The sequence below is a fragment of the Candidatus Gracilibacteria bacterium genome, from assembly GCA_010119145.1.
Taxonomy (GTDB): Bacteria; Patescibacteriota; Gracilibacteria; order BD1-5; family UBA6164; genus JAACSU01.
In genome coordinates this window covers 13,489-36,094 of the sequence record JAACSU010000008.1, presented here as the reverse complement: position 1 = coordinate 36,094, position 22,606 = coordinate 13,489, and the positions used below count along the sequence as shown (strand labels likewise).

Below are 22,606 nucleotides of genomic sequence, written 5' to 3'. Positions count from 1 at the left end.
CTAAATAAAATTAGGTCAGTTTCAAGATATTTTTTACAATATAATTTCAAAGTTCAGATGAAATAAAATTATTTGTAAGTCAGGGAGCAGAATTGAGTTCAAAAATTTTTAGTTCTCCATTAGGTCATTGTCATACATCAATAGAGTAATATCTATGTTTGTATTTTTTACTACAGTAGGATTCTATCGTCTGTATTATTTTTTGAAGTTCTACAGGTATTTCCCAATCTTTGAGATCAATAAATCCTCCATTTCTAAAAGTATTAGCAATGTATGTTCCAACTTCTGGCTGACGCAGAAATTTTCAAATTATTTTTCCATCTAAGAGTATAATCCTGCAATCATGGAGTCATGGGAATTCGTAGAATCACGCTGAAGTATCAAAAAAATCTTGCAAAATATATGGGAAATTCTTTGTTTCTAATATTTCATTATCAGGAAGATTTTCTCCAATAAATATTCATCTGCTTCGGGTACCATCTCTCGGTTTTAAAACTTTAAGGCGAGATGAGACATTTAAAAAGTTATGTACTATATCTTGATAATTGAGACAGAGTTTTGACTTGAGCGTTATTTCTGGAAATATTTCTTCGATGTTACATTTATTTCTTGTGAGGGTATGCATTGAGTTAAAGATATTTTTTACTCAAGCTGGAATCTCAAAACCAAGGACTAAGTCTGCGTGAACGGTTCAGGTATAGGGAAACCACGTGTTTCATATTTTTTGAAACTGAGGACTAAATTCCTCCCCTCAACAATAACTATGTTCTCAACGAGCCATAAAAACTCACACTTCTGAAGGAAATGACCCAAGAAGTGTATTTTGTTTTTCTTCTGCGTTTCTTAATTCTTGATATGGATGTGTGAGATCTATAGTATGATTTTTGAGAGGAAAAAACATTATGACATTTTTCTTCATATTTATATTTCTTTACGTTCTCGAAGAGCACTCACTAAACTCATAGTATCAGCGTACTCAATATATCCAGAACTCAGTCATCTTGAGAGTCTTGTCATTTTTACTTTATACTTAAGTTTTCTCTTTTCGATTTCTTCGGTAAGGAAACTGGTCGTTGCTTCTCACTCTAAATTTGGATTGGTAGCAATAATAATCTCAATTTTTGAGTCTGCGTTATCGATTCGTGAGAAGAGTTTTGAAAAATTGAGGTCTCATACAAAGACTCCATTAATTGGTGAAATTGCTCATCCTAATACATGATAGACTCAGGTAAATCCTCCTGACTGTTCAAGAGTGAGAAGATCCAAGTATTCTTCTACGACACATATTTCTTTGTGATTTCTTGAGCTATTGTTACAGATGTTACAAATATCCTTTGGAGCGTCGGTGATAGCACCACAAATATGACAAATGGCAGTTTTTTCCTTTATGGTAAGAATATTTTCTCTGAGTTCTCTCAGGTAGTTTTCGTTGGTCGATAACAAAAAAAAGGCAAGCTTCGTAGCTCTGTTTTCTCAAATACCAGGAAGAAGAGATATATTGTGAATAAGACGTTTAAGGGCTTCAGGCACTGATGATATTTAAAAATATTATTCCTTAAATTGTAGGAATTTTTGAGCTATTGGCAATAAAAAAAGACTTACATTTTATAAGTCTTTGATGGGATAAGGTATGTTTGTATTAGTTTTTGAAAACATATTGTACATTACTCTTATACACAAGATAATTTGGATCCTCAACTTGTTGCATGTTGTTCAAAGCATCTTCAGCCCCGATACTATCTAAACTGTCTATTTCAGCAATTTTTACATTGAGTCTATCAAGTTCTACTTTCAGTTCGTTTTGATTTTTTTCAAGTTGTCTAATGGTGTATCCTTGTGTTGCATTTGCGTTAAGTATCCATACATAGTACAAAAGTAAAAATCCAATGAGACCTAAAAGTGCACTATAGGTAGACTGGTACCCAAAGGTAAGTTTTTCTTTTTCTTGTTTTCTCATTGATGAAAAGTGAGAATCTGGATGTTGTTTGTGTATGAGTCTTGGATTCACGATTTACAAGGAGATTAATAGATATTATATTTTTTGAGCCTGTCTTGCTTTTGCACTCCGACTTCTTCTGTTTATCTTTTGTTCTTCTTCACTTGGAAGGATTGGTTTTTTATTCAGGAGCTTCAATTTCGCAGTATGTTTACATGTGCAGATGATATCACGACAGATACAATCTTTACTTTCTTGCTTAAAATATTGTTTTACAATCCTATCTTCGAGAGAGTGAAAGCTTATCACAAATATTTTTCCATCTGACTCTAACAATTCTACTGCTTGAGCGAGAGATGATTGTAACACCTCAAGTTCCTTATTTACCTCTATTCTCAGTGCTTGAAATACTCTCGTTTTCGTCTTTATATGTTTATTTAAATGTTCATCTAATAGGTCTGTGAGGTCCGTAGTTGTTACAAATCTTCGTTGTTGCCTTCGTTTAAGAATACTGACTGCTATCTTTCTAGCATGGGGTTCTTCACCATACTCTTTCAGTATTCTATATATTTCTTTTTCCTCGGAATAATTTATAATGTCTGCTGCGGTTCTTCATGACTTTGTATCAAATCTCATATCGAGAGGTCACTCGAGTCTGAGAGAAAATCATCTTTCTGCTTCATCAAAATGAAGGGAAGAAACTCAGAGATCATAGTAGATTCCAGTGATTTTGTGTATTTCGTGTTCAGCAAGTTTTTCAGTGAGTTCCGAGAAATTTGCTTGAATCAGGATAATTTGTGTTTTTGTATTCAGTGCTTCTAGGTTTTGTCTTGCAAGGACGAGATTCCTCTCATCAGCGTCAAATCCAATAAATATATCATTTGGGTTCATTTTTTTAACAATTTCACATCCATGACCAGCGAGTCAAAGAGTACAGTCGACGATGATATTTTGTCTATCATCAAATATTGTAATACTTTCAACAAGCTCTGGGAGTAAGACAGAAGTATGGATATTTGCATCAATTTTTACTTCCATAATCTTCAATTTGTTAAAAAGTTGTGAATTTCTTAATTTTAACTGTGTAAAATAGAGAACTTCTATATCTATTTGTATGTTTTTTGGGAGCTAAGTCAAACACTATATTTACATTGAACTAGACAAATACGACAAAATATTTTTGTCTATTTTAAAGCAAGAAACTTGAGTTCTTCACATTTTCTTCACATTCGGCAATTTTAAGCAAAAGTATATAATGTGTATATATACAATAACAGTCAAAATATCCACAAATAAATCTTGTAAATATTTAAATATGAATAAAATAGTAATGTTTAAAAATAATATAAAATATACACGTGATACAGATACAAGACTTAAAAGTTTCCGTTTGAGATAAAGAGATACTAAACGGAATTTCCCTCAAATTTGAACTTGGGAAGAATTATTGCCTCTTATGAAAAAATGGTTCAGGAAAATCAACGCTTTCAAGTGTTCTTATGGGGCATCCTAAATATGAAGTAACATGAGGAAGTATTTCTATCAATGGAGATGATCTCCTTGAGATGGAACCAAACGAGAGAAGTAACGCAGGAATCTTTCTGAGTTTTCAAAATATTCCTGAAATTAAATGAGTAAAACTCTCTGAATATCTCAGGACTATTTTCAATATTTCAGAAAAAGGGAAAAATGCAGAATTTACAGAGCTCTCACCATTTATCTTTAAAAGATTCATCAAAAAACATATGCAAGAACTGCAGATTGATGAAGCATTTTTGGATCGAGATCTTAATGTGTGATTTTCAGGAGGAGAGAAGAGAAAAATAGAAATCCTTCAAATGAAACTCATTGGACCAAAATATATTATTCTCGATGAGATTGATTCTGGTCTTGACCTCGATGCCTTTAAAACCGTAGCGTCAATGTTACAGTCTTTAAGTTCACCTGAAAACTCAATTATTATTATCACGCATTACTTCACGATTCTTGAATATATCGATGTCGACACAGTATTTGTTATGAAGGCAGGAAATATCGTAAGAGAAGGTGGTAAAGAACTCGCACAAGATATTAGTGAAAGTGGATTTGGAGAAGTATAATTTAAATAAACAAAATATGTGAACCGTTACAACTTCAGGAACTTGGGATTTCTCGGACGAAGTCATTTATAAAGGAACGGCTGTTCAAGGAATAAATGAAATCGTGGTACGACAAATCTCTCATGCAAACGAGGAGCCAGAGTGGATGCTTGACCTTCGACTCAAAGCACTCAAAATCTATGAAGAAAAAGCAATGCCAAGTTGGGGGCCTGATTTATCAGACCTTGATTTACAGAGTATTTATTATTTCGCTCAACCAGAAGGTGCTTGAAATAATAAATCGTGGGATGATGTCCCTGAAAGTATAAAAAATACTTTTGATAAACTTGGGATTCCTGAAGCTGAGAAAAAAGCACTTGCAGGTGTTGGTGCTCAATATGATAGTGAAACAGTCTATCATAGTCTCAAACAAGAAATAGCTGATCAAGGTGTTATTTTTGACGACCTCTCAAATGCTCTCAAAAATCCAGAGTATGAAGCACTCATCAAAAAGCATTTTTCAAAATCTATTCCTCTCACAGATCACAAATTTGCAAGCCTACATTATGCTGTTTGGTCTGGTGGAACATTTTTGTACGTCCCTAAATGAGTCAAAGTCTCTGAGCCACTTCAATCATATTTCCGTATGAATGTGAAGAAAGGTGGACAGTTTGAGCATACGATGATAATTATAGAAGAGGACGCAGAAGCTCATTATATAGAATGATGTTCTGCTCCTAAATACGATGAAAACTCACTGCATGCTGGTTGAGTGGAGATTTTTGTTGGAAAAAATGCAACGATGAGATACTCGTCAGTTGAGAACTGGTCACTTGATACTTATAACCTCAATACTAAAAGAGCACTCCTTCAAGAAGCTGGATATATGGAATGGGTATGAGGAAATATGGGATCTAATACTACTATGCTCTATCCATGTTCGGTTCTTATTGGTGACAACTCTCGAGCTGACCATCTTGGGATTGCATTTGCGAATGCTGGACAAACTCAGGACACTTGAGCGAAAGTGATTCATATAGGGAAAAATACTTCAAGCTCTATCGTGTCTAAGTCTATCTCAAAAGCTGGTTGATTGTCTACCTATAGAGGTTTAGTAGACATCAAAGCCAGTGCGACTGGTTCAGTAACAAAGATTGAATGTGATGCTCTTCTCCTTGATGATATATCTGGTTCAGACACGATTCCAGAAATACGATGTGACAATGCAGACTCTATAGTCGCTCATGAAGCAAGTGCTGGTAAGATAAATGAAGATGATTTATTTTATCTCCAATCTCGAGGAATCGATGAAGAACAGGCAGCTGCGATGATAGTAAATGGATTTATCTCTCCTATCGTCAAAGAGCTTCCTCTTGAATACGCGAGTGAAATGAATGTCCTGATTTCTATGGAAATGGAAGGAAGTATTGGATAACTCTTATATGATTATGCTACAACTCGACAAAAAAACAGTTTCTGAATTTGAAAATGCTGGAGTAAAACAACTCAAAGTGTTTTTTTACGAAGCTGGTTGTTCAGGTAATAAAATAGATATGCAAACTGATTTTGAGTTAACAGACGATATAGAAATGATAGACAGTGAGTACTTATTTTCACTCTATGTTCCAAAAACTGATAGAGTCTATTTAGAAAATGCAAAGATTACGAGAGTGGTCAAAGCTGACCATACGGGCCGTGAACAAGTGAGATTTATATTTACAAGTTGAGAAGTACTTGATAGATGTGGTTGTGGGACGAGCTTTGCATTTGAAAAAAAACAACCAAAAATAGACCTAGAAAAACTTAAAAAAATGAGAGAAAATTTTAAAAATAAACATGCCTAGTATGAAAATCCTTTCAGAAAATAGACTGTATATGAGTGATGAGCTTGAGAAAGAAATTCATATTGCAGACAATGCCATAGTTCTTATATATGATGAGAAAAATGTACTTGAAAAAGTTACTTTTTGATCTTGTGCTTCACTCAAGTATTTTGGGTATTTTGAAACTGCAGAGAAATTTGATAAGTATTTTCTCATAAATGGAGAAGATGCCAAATGTGAAATATTCTCGCTTCTGAGTTCAACATGAGAAAAAATTACTGCAAAAATTAATGGTGAACTTGCTGCAAGTAGAGCTTTTCTGAACATGCATATTGTAAGCTTTGTTTCTGATGGCTGACTTATTGATTTAGATGGAATCGTACATATCACCGAAGGAATTGAAAAAGTAGAATGATATCTTGTAGAAGAGAATATTTTTCTTGGAGCAACAGGGAAAGTTCGAGGACTTCCTACGCTCTTGGTTCATAGTAATGACGTCAAAGCAAGTCATGCTTGTAATATGGAGAGAATCTCTGATGATAAACTCTTTTATCTCAGAAGCCGAGGACTTCCACGAGAAGATGCAACGGTCCTAATGCTTGAGAGTTATATTGCAAAGATATTTTGAGATCTTGAATGAGATAATGCTGAACTTTTTAAATCAACCAAAGAAAGAATTTTAGAGAGAATAAAATCAAAATAATATGCAAGACTATAAAAAGGATTTTCCCATATTTCAGAATCATCCAGATTTAGTATATTTAGATAGTACTGCCACGAGTCAAAAACCTACTGTGGTTATTGATGGAGTAGCAGATTATTTAAGAAACAGCTACGCGAATATTCATCGTGGAAGTTACGTGATATCAGAAATTTCTGAAAGACTGTATGAAGACTCTAAAAAAATAGTCGCGAAAAATCTCTGAGTCGAAAATTGGAGAGAAGTCATATATACAGCCAACTCTACCTACGCTCTCAATATTCTGGCTCAAAGTATCTGGAGAACAGGACTTTTAAAAGCTTGAGATACCGTACTTCTGAGTATCGTAGAACATCATGCCAATGTCGTTCCTTGGCTTATACTCAAAGAAGATTATGGAGTCAATGTCGAGTTTGTAGGAGTGACCGATAATTTTGATTTAGATTACAATGATTTTCGAGATAAGTTAACTGACAAAGTAAAAATAGTATCGCTCACTCATGTATCAAACACAACAGGACAAATATTTGATATAGAAAATGTAAGCTCTTTGCTTGCTGTGAGGTATTGAAACAATAAACCACTGTTTATAGTAGATGCGTCTCAAAGTGTTCCTCATTTTGAAGTAGATGTTCTAAAACTATGATGTGACGCGCTATTTTTTACTGGTCATAAAATATTTGCTGATTCGGGGATTTGAGTTTTATGGGCAAAAGAAACACTTTTAAATGTTCTCAATCCAATCTTTTCTGGTGGTGGAGCTATTGAATCTGTTTCTGAGTCTTGATTTACTCACAGTAAGAAACTTCCAGATAAATTTGAACCAGGAACCCCAAATCTTTCCGGAGCTGTGAGTTTACTGAGAGCTTTTGAGTATCTTGATTCTATATGAGGATATAGATTACTTGAAAATCATGAACGTGAACTGGTTCACTATAGTTTGGAAAAATTTGCATGACTTGAGAGTGTGAAGCTTATTTGAAGTACAGCCTCAAAAAATAGAGTATGAGTTTTTACCTTTGTAGTAGAAGGTATTCATAGTTTTGATATCTCTGACTATCTCGCTGATAATGATATTTGCGTGCGTGCTGGGCAACATTGTGCTGAGCCACTTATGGATTTTGTGGGTCAAAAACATAGCTGTCGTATGAGTATACAAGTGTATAATACAAAAGAAGATATCGATGCTTTTTTTGAAGTATTAGAAAAAGCAATTAAAGAATTAGCCTAAAACAATGCATAACGAAACAATAACATTTTACTCTAAGACTCCACCAAATAGATGAGTGTTAGATGATTTTGATATTTCTTTTTGGGAAGAAAATAGGACGTGTGGAGATGATCTCAAGGTATATATAAAAATAGAAAATTGAATCATAAAAAAATGGTCTTTTCAGTGAGATACAGCTATCATTACAACAGCATGTGCAAGTATTTTTGGTGAAAGTATTATAGATATGAAGATAGAGGAAATCTTTGCTTTTTGATACAAATATATTGAAGAGCTTATCGAAATGCCAATTTCAGATCGGAGAAAACAAGCTTCTGTACTGTGACTCTTAACAACTCGAAACGCACTGCATACATATTTACAAGATGGAAAAATTGACACTTTTGATGATGTTTTAAAGATATAAGAAATGATTAAACTTTCCAAAACATGAGACGATGCACTTAAAGCTCTTTGCTATATTGCTGATAAATGAGAATTGGTACAGATTCGTGATATCGTTGCATCACAGGGTATGAGTGAAACCTGCCTTCGCCGTATTATTCCTGAATTACAAAAAGCCTGAATACTTTTATCAAAACAAGGACGATGAGGATGAGTGATGCTTGCAAAAGTGCCAGATACCATCTCTCTTTATGACATATTTGTAGCAGTCGGAGAAGAAATATGAATATCAGATTGTACAAAAAATATATATTGTGAGAAAAAAACTGATTGTTACACTACAAATGCACTTTGAAATCTACAAAGATGATTTAATAGTTTACTTAAGATGCAGACACTAGATAAAATAATGAATAAATAAAAAACTCTCAATATGAGAGTTTTTTATTGTAATGTCTGAGAAGAAAACTACTCAACTATGAGTGTTCCAACCATCCCATTTGCTCGATGTTGACCAACTGAACAATAGTATTCAAATGTTCCAGTTTTATCAGCTATAAATGTAACCGTTGTTTCACCATCTGTTTCTACCTTTTCAGTAGCAGCATCAAATTCATCTACGACCCAGTCGTGGAAACCGTCTACTGATCTAAAAGTAATGCTTACTTCATCTCCTTCTTTGACTCTCATTTCTTTAATATCATATTCATAGTTGCTTCCTAGAACTGTAAATGAAGCCTCACCTGGAGTCTCATCTCAGGCAACAGCGTCACCACCAACAAGTGTATCTCCATTTTCATTCACACTTGGTGTTTCTTCTCCTGCGAGCTGAGTAGAACTAGCATCAGAAGTACTGTTTATTTCTACGGTATTGTTAGGAGTGACCGTTTCATCATTTGTATCAGCACATGACATAAGACCAAATAAAAGAGCTATACTGAGAGAACCAATCAATAATTTTGATTTCATAGTTTTTAATTAAAATATAATACATATATATTATATGTATTTCATAAAAAAACTCTAAAGAATTTCTTTAGAGTTTTTTTGTGAAAAGTGATAATTATTTTTTATCTGTATTCATATTAAGTTTAATTCAAGGTCCCATAGCGTTACAAACAACCACAGAAGTGATATACTTTCCTTTTGCTCCAGTAGGTTTCACGTCTTGGATTATTTGAAGAAATGCATTGAGATTTTCTTCAAGTTTTTCCTTTCCAAATGAAAGTTTCCCAAAGATAGAGTGAACATTTCCATGCTTATCAGTCTTGAATTCAAATTTCCCACCTGCAATATCTTTTACAACTGCGAGAAGGTCAACTCCAACTGTTCCAGTTTTAGGATTTGGCATAAGTCCTTTTGGTCCGAGTACTCTTGCGATTTTCCCAAGATGTCTCATCATTGATGGAGTAGCCACACAAACATCAAAGTCGAGTGCTACGTTTCCAGCTTCGATATCAGCGATGAGTTCCTCACCACCTGCTTCAGCAGCTCCTGCTTTTTTAAGGTCTTCTGCAGAAACTGTATCAGTAAATGCACATATTCGAGCTGTTTTACCAGTTCCGTTTGGAAGAGAAGCTGTTGTTCTAATCATTTGATCTTGATGTTTAGGATCAAGATTGAGAGTAAAGTGAACCTCAACAGTTGGGTCGAACTTTACAGTATTTGTTTGTTCAAGAAGCTCAACTGCTTCAGGAACCGTGTAAGTCATATCTGGACTCAAAAACTCGAGAGCTTTTTTGTATTTTTTTCCTCTTGCTGCCATAATAGTATAATCAAAAAATAAAAGGTACTTGCGTTTGATACATGTGTGAATATCGAAACTTCCTTTAGAAGGCTGCTGTATTATAGTGAATATTTTAAAAAATCAACACTTTTGGCTTATATTACTGAGAAAGTATAAATAGTAGGAATACTTATAATATTTTGTATTGATATTATAGATAATAATTTGCTTAAGTTAGGGTATGTATGATACAATTATGTGTATATTACTCAATAAAAATAAGCTCTTGAAAAATTTTATAACACTCTTTATTATTCTGAGTATCTGTGTTCTTCAACTAGACTCAGTATATTCTGCTTCAGATGAGGTCTCACCGAGGGTAGTGAAAGTGCAAGCAGCTTCTTTAGCTTGAACTCCAACAGCTCCATCATGAATGGATAAAAAAGGATTTGTTTGAGAAATTATTTCAAATATATTTGAAAATATAAGTGGAGCACAAAAAATAAAAACGGTATTTGTATCAGCGTTTCAAATAATTGCTGGATGAAATAACAATAATATTCCAAAATGGGATGGATCTAAATTTTTAGTTGGGCTCATTACAGATACAGGAACGAGAATATGAGTTAATAGGTCATCACCGAATTATACGCTCGACGTAAATGGAATAATAAATGCAACGAGTTTTCGATGAAATGGAGCAAATATTACGAGTATTAATGGGGCTAACATAACCAATGGAACAATTTCTTGAGGTAAAATTCAGGATGATTCTATTAACACTAATCATATAATAAATAATAAAATAATAGCAGAGGATATTGCAGCTGGAAGTATTTCTCGAAGTGAGTTAGCTGACAATGCTGTTGAATCAAAACATATAAAAAACGGTGAAGTTAGGTGAGAAGATTTACTCAATTCTTGAACTTTTACTATGTGAAACCTCAATATCACGGGAAAAATCAGTACTACAAGTCCAACAAATAATAATCATGTTGCTACAAAGAGTTATGTAGATAATCATAAACTTTCATGTAGACGTACAAATGAAGTGAGAGGGTGGCCTCAAAACGCAGTGGCATCTTGTAATAATAACGAATTTTTAACATGATGAGGTGGGCGATGTGAAGTTCCCAAAGACGATTGGATGGACTTAAGTCAACCTGATAGCTCATTATCAAAATGGGAAGTTGGATGTACAACAAATGAATGAAATAACGCTGCATCGTATGCATACGCAGTTTGCTGTTCTTATTAAGTAATTTCTCAAAAATTTTAATGCAAAGTGTAGTTGAAATTGTAAAAAATATTTTCTCACCTATAATTGAGGAAATATTTTTTATTATTAAAATAATATGAACTGCTCAAATTGCTGAAATACAGACACCAAGGTACTCGATTCAAGAGTATCTGATGATGGAAAAACGGTCAAACGAAGACGAGAATGTGAGAAATGTCAAAATAGATTTACGACCTTTGAGAAATGAGCAGTGAGTAATCTCATTATCGTGAAGAGCTGAGACGTCAAAGAACGTTATGACAGAGATAAACTTGAAGATAGTATTCTCAAGGCTACAAATAAAAGAGGAATTAGTATTTTAGATGTAGAGAGAGCTATTGATGAAATAGAGAGTGAGCTTGGAACTTGAAAAGAAATAAAGGCCCGTAGAGTTTGAGAAAAAGTACTCGAAAAACTAAAAATACTTGATGATATCTCATATATTAGATATGCGTCAGTATACCACAACTTCACTTCAGCAAAGGATTTTCTCGATTTTATACAGGATTAGTTTTTGTCTACCGGATCATATCAACCTTTGTTCCAGGGCATACATCTGAGAATACGTCCTATTCATTTTAGTGAGCCCATCAAGGCTCATTTTTTTTCGATAGCTTCTTTGGTATATTCACTACATGTAGGATAGTGCTTGCAATAGGGAGGATTATTATTTTTTCTTGCCCAAAAACTATGATCTGGTGAAAGATATTTTTGGTAGACTTCAATGATAAAAATAAGTATTTTTTTCACGGTGGATTTGGGATTATGCTGAAATCATATATACTCAAAGTATAATATCTTTAAGAAAAATTACAATGATTGGATATATATCAGGGAATATTATTGAACTCAGTGAACATTCGGTCCTCATACATACTCAGGGCTGACTTGGATATGAAATTTGGATTCATGAAATCACATTTTCTCATCTTATAAATACTGAAAAAACGGAACTGTATGTGTACCATCATATCACTGAAAATGCTCAGAGTTTGTTTTGATTTACAAGCTTAGATGAAAAAAAACTCTTTACGGAGCTTATTAAAATATCCTGAGTATGAGGAAAAGTCGCTCTCCTTATATTATCTCTTTGAAAAGATTCGCTCATACAAGCAGTACAAGCTGATGATAAAAAAGTTATAGAATCGGTAAAATGAATTGGTAAAAAAATGGCTGAAAAAATAATTCTCGAACTGAAAGACAAGGATTTCGTAAAAACTCATATTTCTCAATCAATCCAGCATGGGGTTTCACCACATCAAACTACGCTTCCAGCAACTCTTATGGAAAATATAAAAATGACTCTTACTACTATGGGATACCAAGGTCGTGATATAGAAAGAGTCATGGCTACCATTCCTGAGGAATTAACACAACTACAAGACATACTTCCTTATATGATACGAGAATTATAATATGAATATTTCAATATTTGCAGCAGTAGGATCTGGCAACCTCGGAGATGAACTCATATTAAAAAATGAAATAATACTCCTAAAAAAAGAGTTTTGAGAAGACACTCAATTTCGAGTATTCACCTATGATATTCAGGATGTGTTTTACCGTGACCCACAAGTAAGTTATTTAGAATATTTCCCAATTGATTTTAGGAATATTAAAAAATTAACACGTAATATTACAAATTTTAAAAATTTTGTGATTACTTTATTATGGTCACAAAGAGTTGTTATCTGAGGATGATGAATTATGTATGACTCAGAACTCCAGTCAGTTTGAAATCCTCTCAAACAATGGGAGTTTCGAACAAAATGGGCGCGATTTTTACGTAAAAAAATATATTTTTACGCAGTGTGAATTGATATAAAACAACAAGAAAATTTTAAACTTCTTGGTGATATATTCAAAAATGCTTGGAAGGTAACGGTACGTGATCAAAAAAGTAAAGATCAGCTAAAAAGTATTTGAATAGACAGTCACATTATAGATGATCCAGTTTTACATGATAATAGTATAGATGAAAAAAAATGAAATGTCATCAGCGTACATGCTTCAAGAACTTTTAGAACGAGTGATTTTGATAGCTATGATTTTAGATGAAAAAAAATATGACTTGCTCTGAGGAGTTGATACTTTTGAACCAGTTGAAACACTCAAATTGAAGTTCTCATAATAGAAGAGCTCTGTAAATATTTAGAATCCAGATGAGCGAAGCTTATTTTTCTCCCCCATAGTTTTCATCCAACGGATACGCTCGCAAATGATTATGAATTTATGAAACAGTTTCTCACACTTGACAGAGAAATATGTGCGAGTATGTGAGAGGTCTATACTATATACAATCACCACCTTGTTCACACAGTTATATCTATGAGACTCCATAGCATTATTCTGAGTTACGTATATGGAATAGATCAAATAGTTCTCAGTTATTCTCAAAAAACAGAGGAACTCCTCAAGAAACTAGAACAATAAAAAAACTCTCAAGATTTCTTGAGAGTTTTTTTTGCTATGAGATGAAACTCATATTAATTACATGCTTTAGAAAGAAGAAGACTTCAAGCGAGTACTTGACATGTTTGAGTTGTAACTCCTGGAGCCACAGTAGTAACAACAGTAGCAACATCAATCCCAATTTCAAATCTAGAATCATCTGCTCCATTATCAACTACTTGAGCTGCTTTAGAGGTTACAGAACCTGCAGCTTCAAAAGCTGTAGAAAGTTCATATTTCCCATTATCAATACCAGCATCTTGAGCTGTAGTATATGCGTATACACACGTTGTAGTTCCACCAGAATCATTACAATTTTGACCATTTTTAGGATCTTGTGGAATAAGTTCTATATATGAAGATACAGCTGATATAAATTCTGCTTGCGTTGCATCAGGATATTGTGATTCATCTTGATATGCTTGTTCTACAGATGTTTGAAGAGCCTTAATATCATTGATACGAGTTGTATCTCGAGCTTTTTGTATTTGAGATGTAAATACCGTAACAGCACCAGTAGCAAGGATACCAATAATTGTAATTACTACAAGTAACTCAATTAGGGTAAAACCGTTCTTTAGATTATATTTCATATTCTAAGCATAGTAAATAAATAAATAACTCGTTTATTATAGTATGAGATATGTAAAAATAGAAAATCTATTAGGTATTTTTACTTGCTTATTTTTATTTTAATTTTTTAATATAATAATTTTAGCTGGTGTGAAAATTTGAATAATATTTTTTTTTGGCTATACTCGGGCTCACTATTTTTAGAACTTTTGAATTTATCAAGAGGAAATTAAACACCAGTACACTTATGAACGTTGAAATTAAAAAATTAGGGAATTCAAGACTCCAACTCACTATTGAACAATCTACAGAAAATGTAGCAAAATACAGAAAAAAAGTACTTGCAAGCGCAAGTAAAAATGCAAACATTAAAGGATTTAGAAAAGGAGCTAAAATTCCAGAAGATGTTATAATTAAAGAATTCGGAGAAGAAAGAATTTTACAAATGACGGTGGAACAAGCAATTGATGGGCTCTATAAAGAAGCTCTGAAAAAAGAGAAGCTTATGCCCGTTTCACAAGCTGAAATAACTGAGGTCGTATCTCAAGATCCATTAAAAGTTCTTATAGAAGTGGAAGTATTTCCAGAAATAGAAATAGAGGATAGTTATAAAAAAATCAAACTCGAAAAACAAAAATTATCTGTAAGTAACTCTGAAATAGAGGATGCTCTGCAGGATATTAGAACACGATTTACTCATTTTCATGACGCTGATTCAAATTACACAGCAAGTATGTGAGACAAAGTAACTATCGATACTGATGGGTATGATACTGAAGGGAAGCTTATGGAAGCGACATCTATGAGAGAATATCCACTCGTTCTTGGGTCAAATCTACTGGTTCCTGGTTTTGAAGAAGATATGGTAGGTATGAAATCTTGAGATGAAAGAGAGCTTGATGTTACATTTCCAGCTGACTATCACAATGCTGATTTTGCAGGAAAGAAAACAAAATTTAAAGTAACAGCAAAAAAAATAGAAAAAGCACATGTTCCAGAATTTGATAAAGAATTTATTCAAAAACTTAGAGGAAAAGATCTAGATTTAGACGGATTTAAAGCATTACTGAAAGAAGAAATACTTGAAACAAAAGAAGCAAATGATGCTATGGAACGAGAAAGTACACTTATTGATGAACTTCTCAAAGTATCAAAACTTGAAATAGGAAGTGAGTTACTTTCTCGTCAAACAGATCAAGTATTTGAAGAAATTAAAGAAAATGTATCGAAAGATGGAGTAAAAATGGATGATTATCTTGCTTCTCTAAATCTGAGCACTGCAGAGTATAAAAAACAACATGTAGAATCTACAGCTCAAAAAAGACTTCAAGGTGAGATTATTTTTAATAAACTCATGGAAATTGAAAAAATCGAAGCTTCTGACGAAGAGTTACAAGCTGAAATTCAAAAAATAATGAGTCGATATCAATCAGAGGATGTTTTAAAGAGATTAAAAGAACTCTATGTTCCTGGAACTTCATACTATGAAGAACTCAAAAGAAGAATGACATACAGAAAACTTATAGATAATTTCTTTACAGAAACGAAAGCAAAGAAAAAATAAATACGTGATTATAAAAAAATAGAACTCATCTGAGTTCTATTTTTTTATAATCATAATCCCGTCATCATCATCAATCTGGATTACTTCATACGCGATGTTTTCTGTATTTAAATACTCATATAAACTCTCCATTTTGTATCGAAATTTTATAACATCATCTATCACAATGATAGCATTTGGAAGTGTTTTATCCCAGACAAGTTTCAAGAAATTGAGAGATTCCTTTTTCAGTCCATCTATAAATATAAAGTCATATTTTTCATCTAAAAGTGGTAATACCTCTCTGGCATCTCCAAAATAATGAGTGATATATTGGCTGAGTCACACTGCTTCATAGTTATCTTGAGCTTCTTCATAGGCGAGTTGTGAAAACTCGATTGAAGTAATCTTTCACTCATTTTTTTGTATTTCAAGAGCAAAATGAATCGTCGAATACCCATTAGCACTCCCGATTTCTAGTATTTTTTTACACGTATTTTTTGCTATGATTTCACGTAGAAAGAGTGCATTTTTTAAACTCACATTGGGGATATTGTTTCTTTCTCAGTGAGCTTTGAGTTCTTGAAGAAATGTTGTAATTGCATCAGAGTCCATAAATTGTATTTAATAAAAATATAGAACTAATATAAGAAAATACTCAAAAATGGAATAAAAAATTTGCGTTTCTCTTACAAGTTTCATATAATTAACTCGTGATTTTATTATTTATTTATAGAGAAATGAAAAATATTTTGAAACTTGGTCTCGCTTCAGGAGTTGCAGCTCACGCTCAATTTGCAAGTGCAGCAATAAACGTAACTGGAACAAAAACTAATACTACTGGTGATAACGGTACGAGTGGTGATTTTGTAGGAACACTTGATAATATTTTAGGATTTCTTATTGGTCTTCTCTATTTCGTTGCAGTAGTATTCGCTCTATATGGATGATTCCAAATTCTTACAGCAGGTGGTGATGAAGAAAAAGTGAAAAAAGGAAAAACAACACTTATTCAAGCTGTTCTTGGTCTTATCGTTATATTCCTAGCGAGTCAAATAATCAGATGGGTTATCTCTATTGGTACTAGTGATGTTGTTGTATAATATGATAGGAAAAATATTTTTCATACTCTGTGCGTACTTTAGTATTATTCTTCAAGCTTGAGCTGTTGAAGCTCAAAATGCTTTTGGAGTAGGAAGAATTACTCCAAACCTGAGATTATGAGGAAATGATCTCGTTTTTACTCTTGATAATATTCTTGGATTTATCATTGGGCTCTTCTATTTCATCTCAGTAGTTTTTGCTATTTATGCTGGTTTTACTATCCTAACTTCTGGTTGAGATGAGGAAAAAGTAAAAAAAGGAAAAAATATTTTGATATATGTTGTAATTGGTTTAGTCGTAGTATTCTTAGCGAGTCAACTTATACGATTTGTTATATCTGTTATGTCTGATGAAGATATTATTTGATCAACTTCTATACTTTTCCAACAGTTGGTATAAGCTTACATATTCAATATGAAAAACTTCGTTGTAAAACGAAGTTTTTTTGTACTAACTAAACTTAGATAATTCGATTTTTTCGCTATAATAAAGTTATATTACTTCCTCAATTGAGATTTATGTACCAACATCAAGAGCTAGAAAAAAAATGGCAAGACTATTGGCAAGAGAATAATACTTTCAAAACATCAAATACGTCATCTAAGCCATGATTTTATGTTCTGGATATGTTTCCTTATCCTTCATGAGCGGGACTTCATGTGTGACATCCAGAAGGTATGACTGCCAATGATATAGTCGCAAGATATAAACATGCGAAGTGATATAATGTCCTTCATCCAATGGGATGGGACGCTTTTGGTCTTCCAGCAGAAAACTATGCCATTAAAACTTGAGTGCATCCTCGTATTACTACTACTGAAAATATAGCGACCTTTAAAAGACAGATACAATCACTTTGATTTTCGTATGATTGGGATCGGGAAATAGATACTACTGATCCAGAGTATTTCAAATGGACGCAGTGGATATTTTTGAAGCTCTTTGAAGCAGGACTCGCATATGAACAAGACCTCCCAATAAATTATTGTCCAAGTTGTAAAACGGGGCTTGCTAATGAAGAAGTACTTTCTGATTTTTCTTGTGAGCGATGTGGAACACAAGTAGAAAAGAAAAAAATCAGACAATGGGTTCTCGCAATCACAAAATATGCAGATAGACTACTCGGTGACGTTGATGACCTTGATTGGCCAGATGGAATCAAGGATATGCAACGAAACTGGATTGGAAAATCACAAGGCTGTGAGTTTGAACTTAAAAAATCTGATGACTCATTAAAATCAATTCGAGTGTATACTACACGAGTCGATACTGTTTTTGGTATGACTTACGCAGTTATTGCTCCAGACCATAAAGATGTACAGGACTTTATCACTCCAGAAAATAAGGCTGCAAGTGAGGCGTATATCAAAAAATCAAATAACCAATCTGACCAAGATAGAACCTCAGATGGAAAAGAAAAAACCTGAGTTTTTACCGGTTCATATGTCGTAAATCCATACAACTGAGAAGAAGTACCTCTCTGGATTGCTGACTATGTTCTTGGAAATTATGGAACCTGAGCTGTTATGGCTGTACCTGCTCATGATGAGCGAGACTTTGAGTTTGCTCAAAAATTCAACTTAGAAATAAGACAATCAATTATAGCTCCTAAAACTTCTAAAAATGATTTAGAAAAAGCAATTACTCAATATTGAAATTTAGTAAATTCTTGAGAATACAACTGACTCACTTCAAAAGAAGCAATTGCAAAATTTTCTGAGCTTGCTGAGAAGCTAGGATTCGGTCATAAAAAAATAAACTATAAGCTCAGAGATTGGCTTTTTAGTCGACAAAGATATTGGGGAGAACCAATTCCTTTGATCCATATTTCTAGTGAAGATATAGACGCACTCCCGACTTCAGCATCTCCAGATGCCTGGGTGAAAGATGAGACTATTTTGATGGTTGGAGAAAAGGAGTTTTCAAAAATCTTTGATGGAATCTATGGGAAAATAGTATGCGATTATAATCTCCCACTCGAGCTTCCACAAGTTGAAGCATACGAACCATCTGGTGATGGACAAAGTCCTCTCAGCCAAGTTCCAGAGTTTATTCATGTAGATATTGCTGCAAATCTAATAGGACAGAGAGAAACTAATACGATGCCTCAGTGGGGGTGATCATGTTGGTATTATCTCAGATTTATGGACCCAAATAATAGGGATGCACTGGTTGGAAAAGATGCTGGAAAATATTGGGGAAGTGTCGATTCCTATGTTGGTTGAGCTGAGCATGCAGTGCTTCATTTACTCTATGCGCGATTCTGGCATAAATTCCTCTTTGATATTGGAGTAGTTTCAACAAGTGAACCATTCTATCGACTGAGAAACCAAGGAATGATTCTTGGGATGAGTTATAAAAATACTGGGTGAAAACTTATAGCTTCAGATATGGTTGATGAAAAAGATGGAAAATTTATAGATAGAGAAACAGGTGATATCCTTGAGAAAATTCCTGCAAAGATGTCAAAGTCACTTAAAAACGTTGTCAATCCAGATGAGATAGTGCAACAATACGGAGCAGATACTCTCAGACTCTATGAGATGTATATGTGAGATTTTGCTGATACGAAACCTTGGGATACAAAGTCTATAATTGGTCTTCGAAGATATTTAGATAAAGTTCATGCTACATTTATTGATGGCAAAGATAGAAGTGCTCAGAACGATGAGGAGGCTATGAAAATGCTCCATAAAACTATTAAAAAAGTAGGGCAAGATATAGAAAACTATAAGTTCAATACGGCAATTGCTCAAATGATGATTTGTCTGAATACAGGACTTCCAAAAGATGAGTCAAAAATGCAAGAATGGAAAATTAAGTATACACAGCTTCTCCATCCATTTGCTCCTCATATGGCAGAAGAAATCTGGGAATCTATTTCAAAAAAGAAAATTCCAGTTCTCAGAGCTTATTTTGCAACGGGAAATGAAGGAAAAATAAAACGAGCTCAGAGCGTCCTTGATACACTGAAATCTCAAATGAAATTAGAATCTATTCCTGATTTTATAGATGTAGAAGAGTCGGGTTCAACTCCAATGCAGTGTGCCATGCAAAAAATAGAAGCTTATAAAAGTGCTTGATATACTATTCCAGTTATGACTGCTGATACAGCTGTCTATTTTGAAAACCAAGATTTTGATTCGACTCATGTTCGTAGAGCTGCAATAGAAAAATCTTGAAAAAAAGAATCAGACTTATCAAAATTGGAAATAGCAGAAATTATGGTTGAGTTTTATAAAGATATTGCTCGAAGAAACGGCTGAGAAATAGATTTTCATTATGTAGATGCTTTTGTGGTTCTTTTTCCAAATGGCGAAATGAAGCAAATTGAATACAAGAGACATTATACCCTTACAGATATTCATAAGTGAGAAATATATATTCATGCACCAATGCGATGACTTTATATCTCAAAAGTAACGTGAAAAAGAGCTGATGAGTCTACTATGAAAGATTATATTAAAGAATTCTCTTGTTTAGCTGAAGCATTCAAAGAGTTATTCAGTCTTAATGGAAGTTCAATATTCTTTAGTGATTGGCCAGAGTATGATGAAGCTATGACAATAGATAGTGAAGTCACTATCTGAGTACAAGTTCTTGGGAAACTTCGAGGAGAAATAAAAATTGCAATTGATGAAGACAAAGATTCAGTTCTCGCGAAAGCTAAATCTAATACTGATGTTATGAAATGGACGGAAGGAAAAGAAATCGTTAAAGAAATCTACGTTCCAGGGAAGATTGTTAATATTGTAGTGAAGTAATATTATAGACACTATATAAAAAAGAGACTGATTCATTCAGTCTCTTTTTTTATTTTTTATTCTTTTTATATTTCTTTCATTTTTTCTGTGATACTGGTGGAATAGAATTGTTTGAAACTATTTTTTCAGTGACTCATTCATCCGATTTATTTTGAGTTGTACTGAGCTTTTCAATTTCTACTTTTTGAGGAATTTCTGTTCCTAATTTTTGGAAGATTGCTGCCTTTTTTACTTGTTTCTTCTGGCAATAAGGACATACATCCCACGTGTTTCGTATCTCTCTTTCACAATGAGAACAATCATGTTTTAGCTCGGTATGACAATTTGGACACTGTGTAAACTCTGCTTCAATCTGTATATCGCAATTTGGACAATGCAGAATCTGAGATTTTTGTAGTCTTTCATCAATAATTTCATTCAAAATATCGAGATTACTTTCAACTTCAAGTGACGACTCTTGCGATAACGTCTTTCTAGGTCTTGCTAAGAGATACAAAAATATTCACAGAGGAGTAAGAAAAATTATAATCATTATACCAAGTATTTGAACAATTTTGCTTTCTGTACGAAGTGAGATATCTCTGGCTACCCAAATAATGAGCGCTATCCAAATAGCAAAAAAGTACACTACAAAAAACTTGAGCATAAACTCAAGAGTTATGTTTTGCCAGAGGTAATCTATATATGGATGACTCGAGTTGGCAGTATTTTGGAGACTCGATTCTAGTGTATCAGCTTTATAATTCATATTAGTGAAGGTGTTGTTGTTTCCATTTTTCTATCTCGCTATGATTTCAATTTGTCAAAACTTGAGGGACTGACAATCACTGAAACATTGCAGGTCGAGTATATACAGGATACTCTTTTTGTCTACCAAGTTTTTTTGAAAAACTCTCTTCTTCGAGTGATTCAGGATTTCATAATACTTCTGGAATATGTCGAACAAGTGCATCAATCAGCACTTGGCTAGCTATTTCACCACCAGATAGTACATATTCTCAGATTGATATTTGATAGTCGACATAGAGCTCAATAATTCTCTCATCAATTCATTCATAGTGTCCACATATGATGATACATTCTTTTATTTCTTGGCTAAGTTTTTCAATTTTTTCCTGTTGTAAAAGCTCTCAACTGGGTGACATAAAAATAACGGGTATCTTTTTTCATAGCTTTTCAAAAATGAACTCTATTCCACGAGCTAAGGGTTCTGGGCTCATAACTTGCCCGTGCATTCCATATGCCTTATCATCTACCTGGCCAAATTTTTTACTTGAAAATTGACTGAGTTTATAGAGCTCCACTTCAAAAAGTCATTTATTTTTAGCTCTTCCAATAATACTACTTTCTAAAAAACTCGTAAACGAGTCAGGAAAGAGAGTAAGGATATGAAACTTCATTATTTTTTTAAGATATCAAGTACATCGTGAAGCACTTTTTCTGGTGACTGTGTGCCATCTATTATATGATCACAAATTTTTTCTGCATGATGATTTTCATCAGAAATACTATCAACTCTTTTTTCTAACTCATGATTACTAATTGAGGCATCTCGAAGAAGTATCCTCTCTCGAACCGTTGATTCAGGAACTTCTAAAAATATAGAAGTTATTTGCTCTTTTAATTCTGGATAGTCTGACAGTATTGTAACAAGCCCTTGAACATCGACTTCTTTTATCATTTTTTTTCATTGCTCAATCCCCTCAAGTACGTCTGTTTTTTTAGTTCAATAGTAGGCTGAGTTATGTACAAATGCATATTCTAAAAATTCTCAGGCTTCTACGTCAGCCAGAAACTGCTCCTTAGAAATAAAGTGATAAATATCTCACTCAACTTCTCAATCACGCATAGGTCGAGATACATATGATTTGAGATAATGTAGTTCATCATACTCTCACGATTCAAGATTTTTTCTGAGTGTTCCTTTTCCACTTCCAGATACTCCCATGATGAAATAGAGATGTCATTTATCCATGATTCTTGTCTAAAAAATATTGTTGCTTAGTATAGGCAT

27 protein-coding genes are annotated in these 22,606 nt (G+C 33.5%); 15 read left to right on the top strand and 12 right to left on the bottom strand.

Going from position 1 to position 22,606, the window contains the following annotated elements; genetic code table 25:
• Positions 1-10: 10 nt before the first annotated feature.
• From GW846_04265 to rsmH, 4 genes are all read right to left on the bottom strand, one after another.
• Positions 11-919 carry a hypothetical protein gene (locus GW846_04265; protein ID NDK09969.1) on the bottom strand — a complete coding sequence of 303 codons (909 nt, stop codon included), beginning with the start codon at positions 917-919 and terminating at the stop codon, positions 11-13.
• Positions 920-921: 2 nt separating this feature from the next.
• Entirely contained in the window at positions 922-1,530 is a 609-nt protein-coding gene (gene recR / locus GW846_04260) for a recombination protein RecR (GenBank protein ID NDK09968.1), read from the bottom strand.
• A gap of 109 nt (positions 1,531-1,639) precedes the next feature.
• Positions 1,640-2,008, bottom strand: a complete 369-nt coding sequence (locus GW846_04255) for a hypothetical protein (protein ID NDK09967.1) — start codon at positions 2,006-2,008, stop codon at positions 1,640-1,642.
• A gap of 24 nt (positions 2,009-2,032) precedes the next feature.
• The gene (gene rsmH / locus GW846_04250) at positions 2,033-2,974 is read right to left on the bottom strand and encodes a 16S rRNA (cytosine(1402)-N(4))-methyltransferase RsmH (GenBank protein ID NDK09966.1); all 942 of its coding nucleotides are present in this window, start codon (positions 2,972-2,974) and stop codon (positions 2,033-2,035) included.
• 461 nt (positions 2,975-3,435) lie between these two features.
• Between rsmH and sufC the strand changes: the two genes are divergently transcribed.
• The 7 genes from sufC to GW846_04215 are packed head-to-tail and all read left to right on the top strand — an operon-like array spanning position 3,436 to position 8,573.
• Complete coding sequence (gene sufC, locus GW846_04245) at positions 3,436-4,035, top strand: Fe-S cluster assembly ATPase SufC (protein ID NDK09965.1); 600 nt, start codon at positions 3,436-3,438, stop codon at positions 4,033-4,035.
• A gap of 16 nt (positions 4,036-4,051) precedes the next feature.
• A complete protein-coding gene (gene sufB / locus GW846_04240) occupies positions 4,052-5,449 on the top strand; it encodes a Fe-S cluster assembly protein SufB (protein ID NDK09964.1) in 1,398 nt (465 codons plus the stop codon).
• A 13-nt stretch (positions 5,450-5,462) separates the two neighbouring features.
• A complete protein-coding gene (locus tag GW846_04235; protein ID NDK09963.1) occupies positions 5,463-5,858 on the top strand; it encodes a hypothetical protein in 396 nt (131 codons plus the stop codon).
• A 1-nt stretch (position 5,859) separates the two neighbouring features.
• Positions 5,860-6,540 carry a SufD family Fe-S cluster assembly protein gene (locus GW846_04230; GenBank protein ID NDK09962.1) on the top strand — a complete coding sequence of 227 codons (681 nt, stop codon included), beginning with the start codon at positions 5,860-5,862 and terminating at the stop codon, positions 6,538-6,540.
• 1 nt (position 6,541) lies between these two features.
• Entirely contained in the window at positions 6,542-7,768 is a 1,227-nt protein-coding gene (locus GW846_04225) for an aminotransferase class V-fold PLP-dependent enzyme (protein ID NDK09961.1), read from the top strand.
• Between the two features lie 4 nt (positions 7,769-7,772).
• The gene (locus GW846_04220; GenBank protein NDK09960.1) at positions 7,773-8,174 is read left to right on the top strand and encodes an iron-sulfur cluster assembly scaffold protein; all 402 of its coding nucleotides are present in this window, start codon (positions 7,773-7,775) and stop codon (positions 8,172-8,174) included.
• Between the two features lie 3 nt (positions 8,175-8,177).
• The gene (locus GW846_04215) at positions 8,178-8,573 is read left to right on the top strand and encodes an Rrf2 family transcriptional regulator (GenBank protein ID NDK09959.1); all 396 of its coding nucleotides are present in this window, start codon (positions 8,178-8,180) and stop codon (positions 8,571-8,573) included.
• A 47-nt stretch (positions 8,574-8,620) separates the two neighbouring features.
• On the opposite strand, the gene GW846_04210 is transcribed toward GW846_04215, so the two are convergent.
• Together GW846_04210 and GW846_04205 are read right to left on the bottom strand one after the other, a co-directional pair.
• Positions 8,621-9,121, bottom strand: coding sequence for a multicopper oxidase domain-containing protein (locus tag GW846_04210; GenBank protein ID NDK09958.1), 501 nt, complete (start codon positions 9,119-9,121; stop codon positions 8,621-8,623).
• Between the two features lie 94 nt (positions 9,122-9,215).
• On the bottom strand, positions 9,216-9,917 hold the full coding sequence (locus tag GW846_04205) for a 50S ribosomal protein L1 (GenBank protein NDK09957.1): 702 nt from the start codon (positions 9,915-9,917) through the stop codon (positions 9,216-9,218).
• 202 nt (positions 9,918-10,119) lie between these two features.
• On the opposite strand from GW846_04205, the gene GW846_04200 reads away from it, so the two are divergent.
• Complete coding sequence (locus tag GW846_04200; GenBank protein NDK09956.1) at positions 10,120-11,136, top strand: hypothetical protein; 1,017 nt, start codon at positions 10,120-10,122, stop codon at positions 11,134-11,136.
• Between the two features lie 97 nt (positions 11,137-11,233).
• The gene (nrdR, locus tag GW846_04195; GenBank protein NDK09955.1) at positions 11,234-11,668 is read left to right on the top strand and encodes a transcriptional repressor NrdR; all 435 of its coding nucleotides are present in this window, start codon (positions 11,234-11,236) and stop codon (positions 11,666-11,668) included.
• On the opposite strand, the gene yidD is transcribed toward nrdR, so the two are convergent.
• Positions 11,665-11,907 (bottom strand): membrane protein insertion efficiency factor YidD, encoded by a 243-nt coding sequence (yidD, locus tag GW846_04190; protein NDK09954.1) that lies wholly within the window; start codon positions 11,905-11,907, stop codon positions 11,665-11,667. The two genes, nrdR and yidD, sit on opposite strands and share 4 nt — an antisense overlap.
• 65 nt (positions 11,908-11,972) lie before the next feature.
• On the opposite strand from yidD, the gene ruvA reads away from it, so the two are divergent.
• Both ruvA and GW846_04180 read left to right on the top strand, forming a co-directional pair.
• The gene (gene ruvA / locus GW846_04185; GenBank protein ID NDK09953.1) at positions 11,973-12,572 is read left to right on the top strand and encodes a Holliday junction branch migration protein RuvA; all 600 of its coding nucleotides are present in this window, start codon (positions 11,973-11,975) and stop codon (positions 12,570-12,572) included.
• Between the two features lies 1 nt (position 12,573).
• Positions 12,574-13,590: a hypothetical protein gene (locus GW846_04180; GenBank protein NDK09952.1), complete on the top strand. Its 1,017-nt coding sequence runs from the start codon at positions 12,574-12,576 to the stop codon at positions 13,588-13,590.
• Positions 13,591-13,643: 53 nt separating this feature from the next.
• On the opposite strand, the gene GW846_04175 is transcribed toward GW846_04180, so the two are convergent.
• Entirely contained in the window at positions 13,644-14,201 is a 558-nt protein-coding gene (locus GW846_04175; protein ID NDK09951.1) for a prepilin-type N-terminal cleavage/methylation domain-containing protein, read from the bottom strand.
• Positions 14,202-14,428: 227 nt separating this feature from the next.
• On the opposite strand from GW846_04175, the gene tig reads away from it, so the two are divergent.
• Entirely contained in the window at positions 14,429-15,745 is a 1,317-nt protein-coding gene (gene tig, locus GW846_04170; protein ID NDK09950.1) for a trigger factor, read from the top strand.
• Between the two features lie 36 nt (positions 15,746-15,781).
• On the opposite strand, the gene GW846_04165 is transcribed toward tig, so the two are convergent.
• Positions 15,782-16,339, bottom strand: a complete 558-nt coding sequence (locus tag GW846_04165; GenBank protein NDK09949.1) for a methyltransferase domain-containing protein — start codon at positions 16,337-16,339, stop codon at positions 15,782-15,784.
• Positions 16,340-16,464: 125 nt separating this feature from the next.
• Here GW846_04165 and GW846_04160 point away from each other — a divergent pair, with 125 nt between their 5' ends.
• The 3 genes from GW846_04160 to GW846_04150 all read left to right on the top strand — a co-directional run bounded on the left by GW846_04160 (position 16,465) and on the right by GW846_04150 (position 20,592).
• Positions 16,465-16,827: a hypothetical protein gene (locus GW846_04160; protein ID NDK09948.1), complete on the top strand. Its 363-nt coding sequence runs from the start codon at positions 16,465-16,467 to the stop codon at positions 16,825-16,827.
• Between the two features lies 1 nt (position 16,828).
• A complete protein-coding gene (locus tag GW846_04155; protein ID NDK09947.1) occupies positions 16,829-17,227 on the top strand; it encodes a hypothetical protein in 399 nt (132 codons plus the stop codon).
• A gap of 119 nt (positions 17,228-17,346) precedes the next feature.
• Positions 17,347-20,592: a leucine--tRNA ligase gene (locus GW846_04150; protein ID NDK09946.1), complete on the top strand. Its 3,246-nt coding sequence runs from the start codon at positions 17,347-17,349 to the stop codon at positions 20,590-20,592.
• Positions 20,593-20,641: 49 nt separating this feature from the next.
• On the opposite strand, the gene GW846_04145 is transcribed toward GW846_04150, so the two are convergent.
• Genes GW846_04145 through GW846_04135 form a run of 3 tightly spaced genes read right to left on the bottom strand, consistent with a single transcriptional unit; the run spans position 20,642 to position 22,567 of the window.
• The gene (locus GW846_04145) at positions 20,642-21,340 is read right to left on the bottom strand and encodes a hypothetical protein (protein NDK09945.1); all 699 of its coding nucleotides are present in this window, start codon (positions 21,338-21,340) and stop codon (positions 20,642-20,644) included.
• 1 nt (position 21,341) lies between these two features.
• A complete protein-coding gene (trmD, locus tag GW846_04140; protein ID NDK09944.1) occupies positions 21,342-21,992 on the bottom strand; it encodes a tRNA (guanosine(37)-N1)-methyltransferase TrmD in 651 nt (216 codons plus the stop codon).
• On the bottom strand, positions 21,992-22,567 hold the full coding sequence (locus GW846_04135; GenBank protein ID NDK09943.1) for a hypothetical protein: 576 nt from the start codon (positions 22,565-22,567) through the stop codon (positions 21,992-21,994). Before GW846_04135 ends, trmD begins: the two co-directional genes overlap by 1 nt.
• Positions 22,568-22,606: the final 39 nt, after the last annotated feature.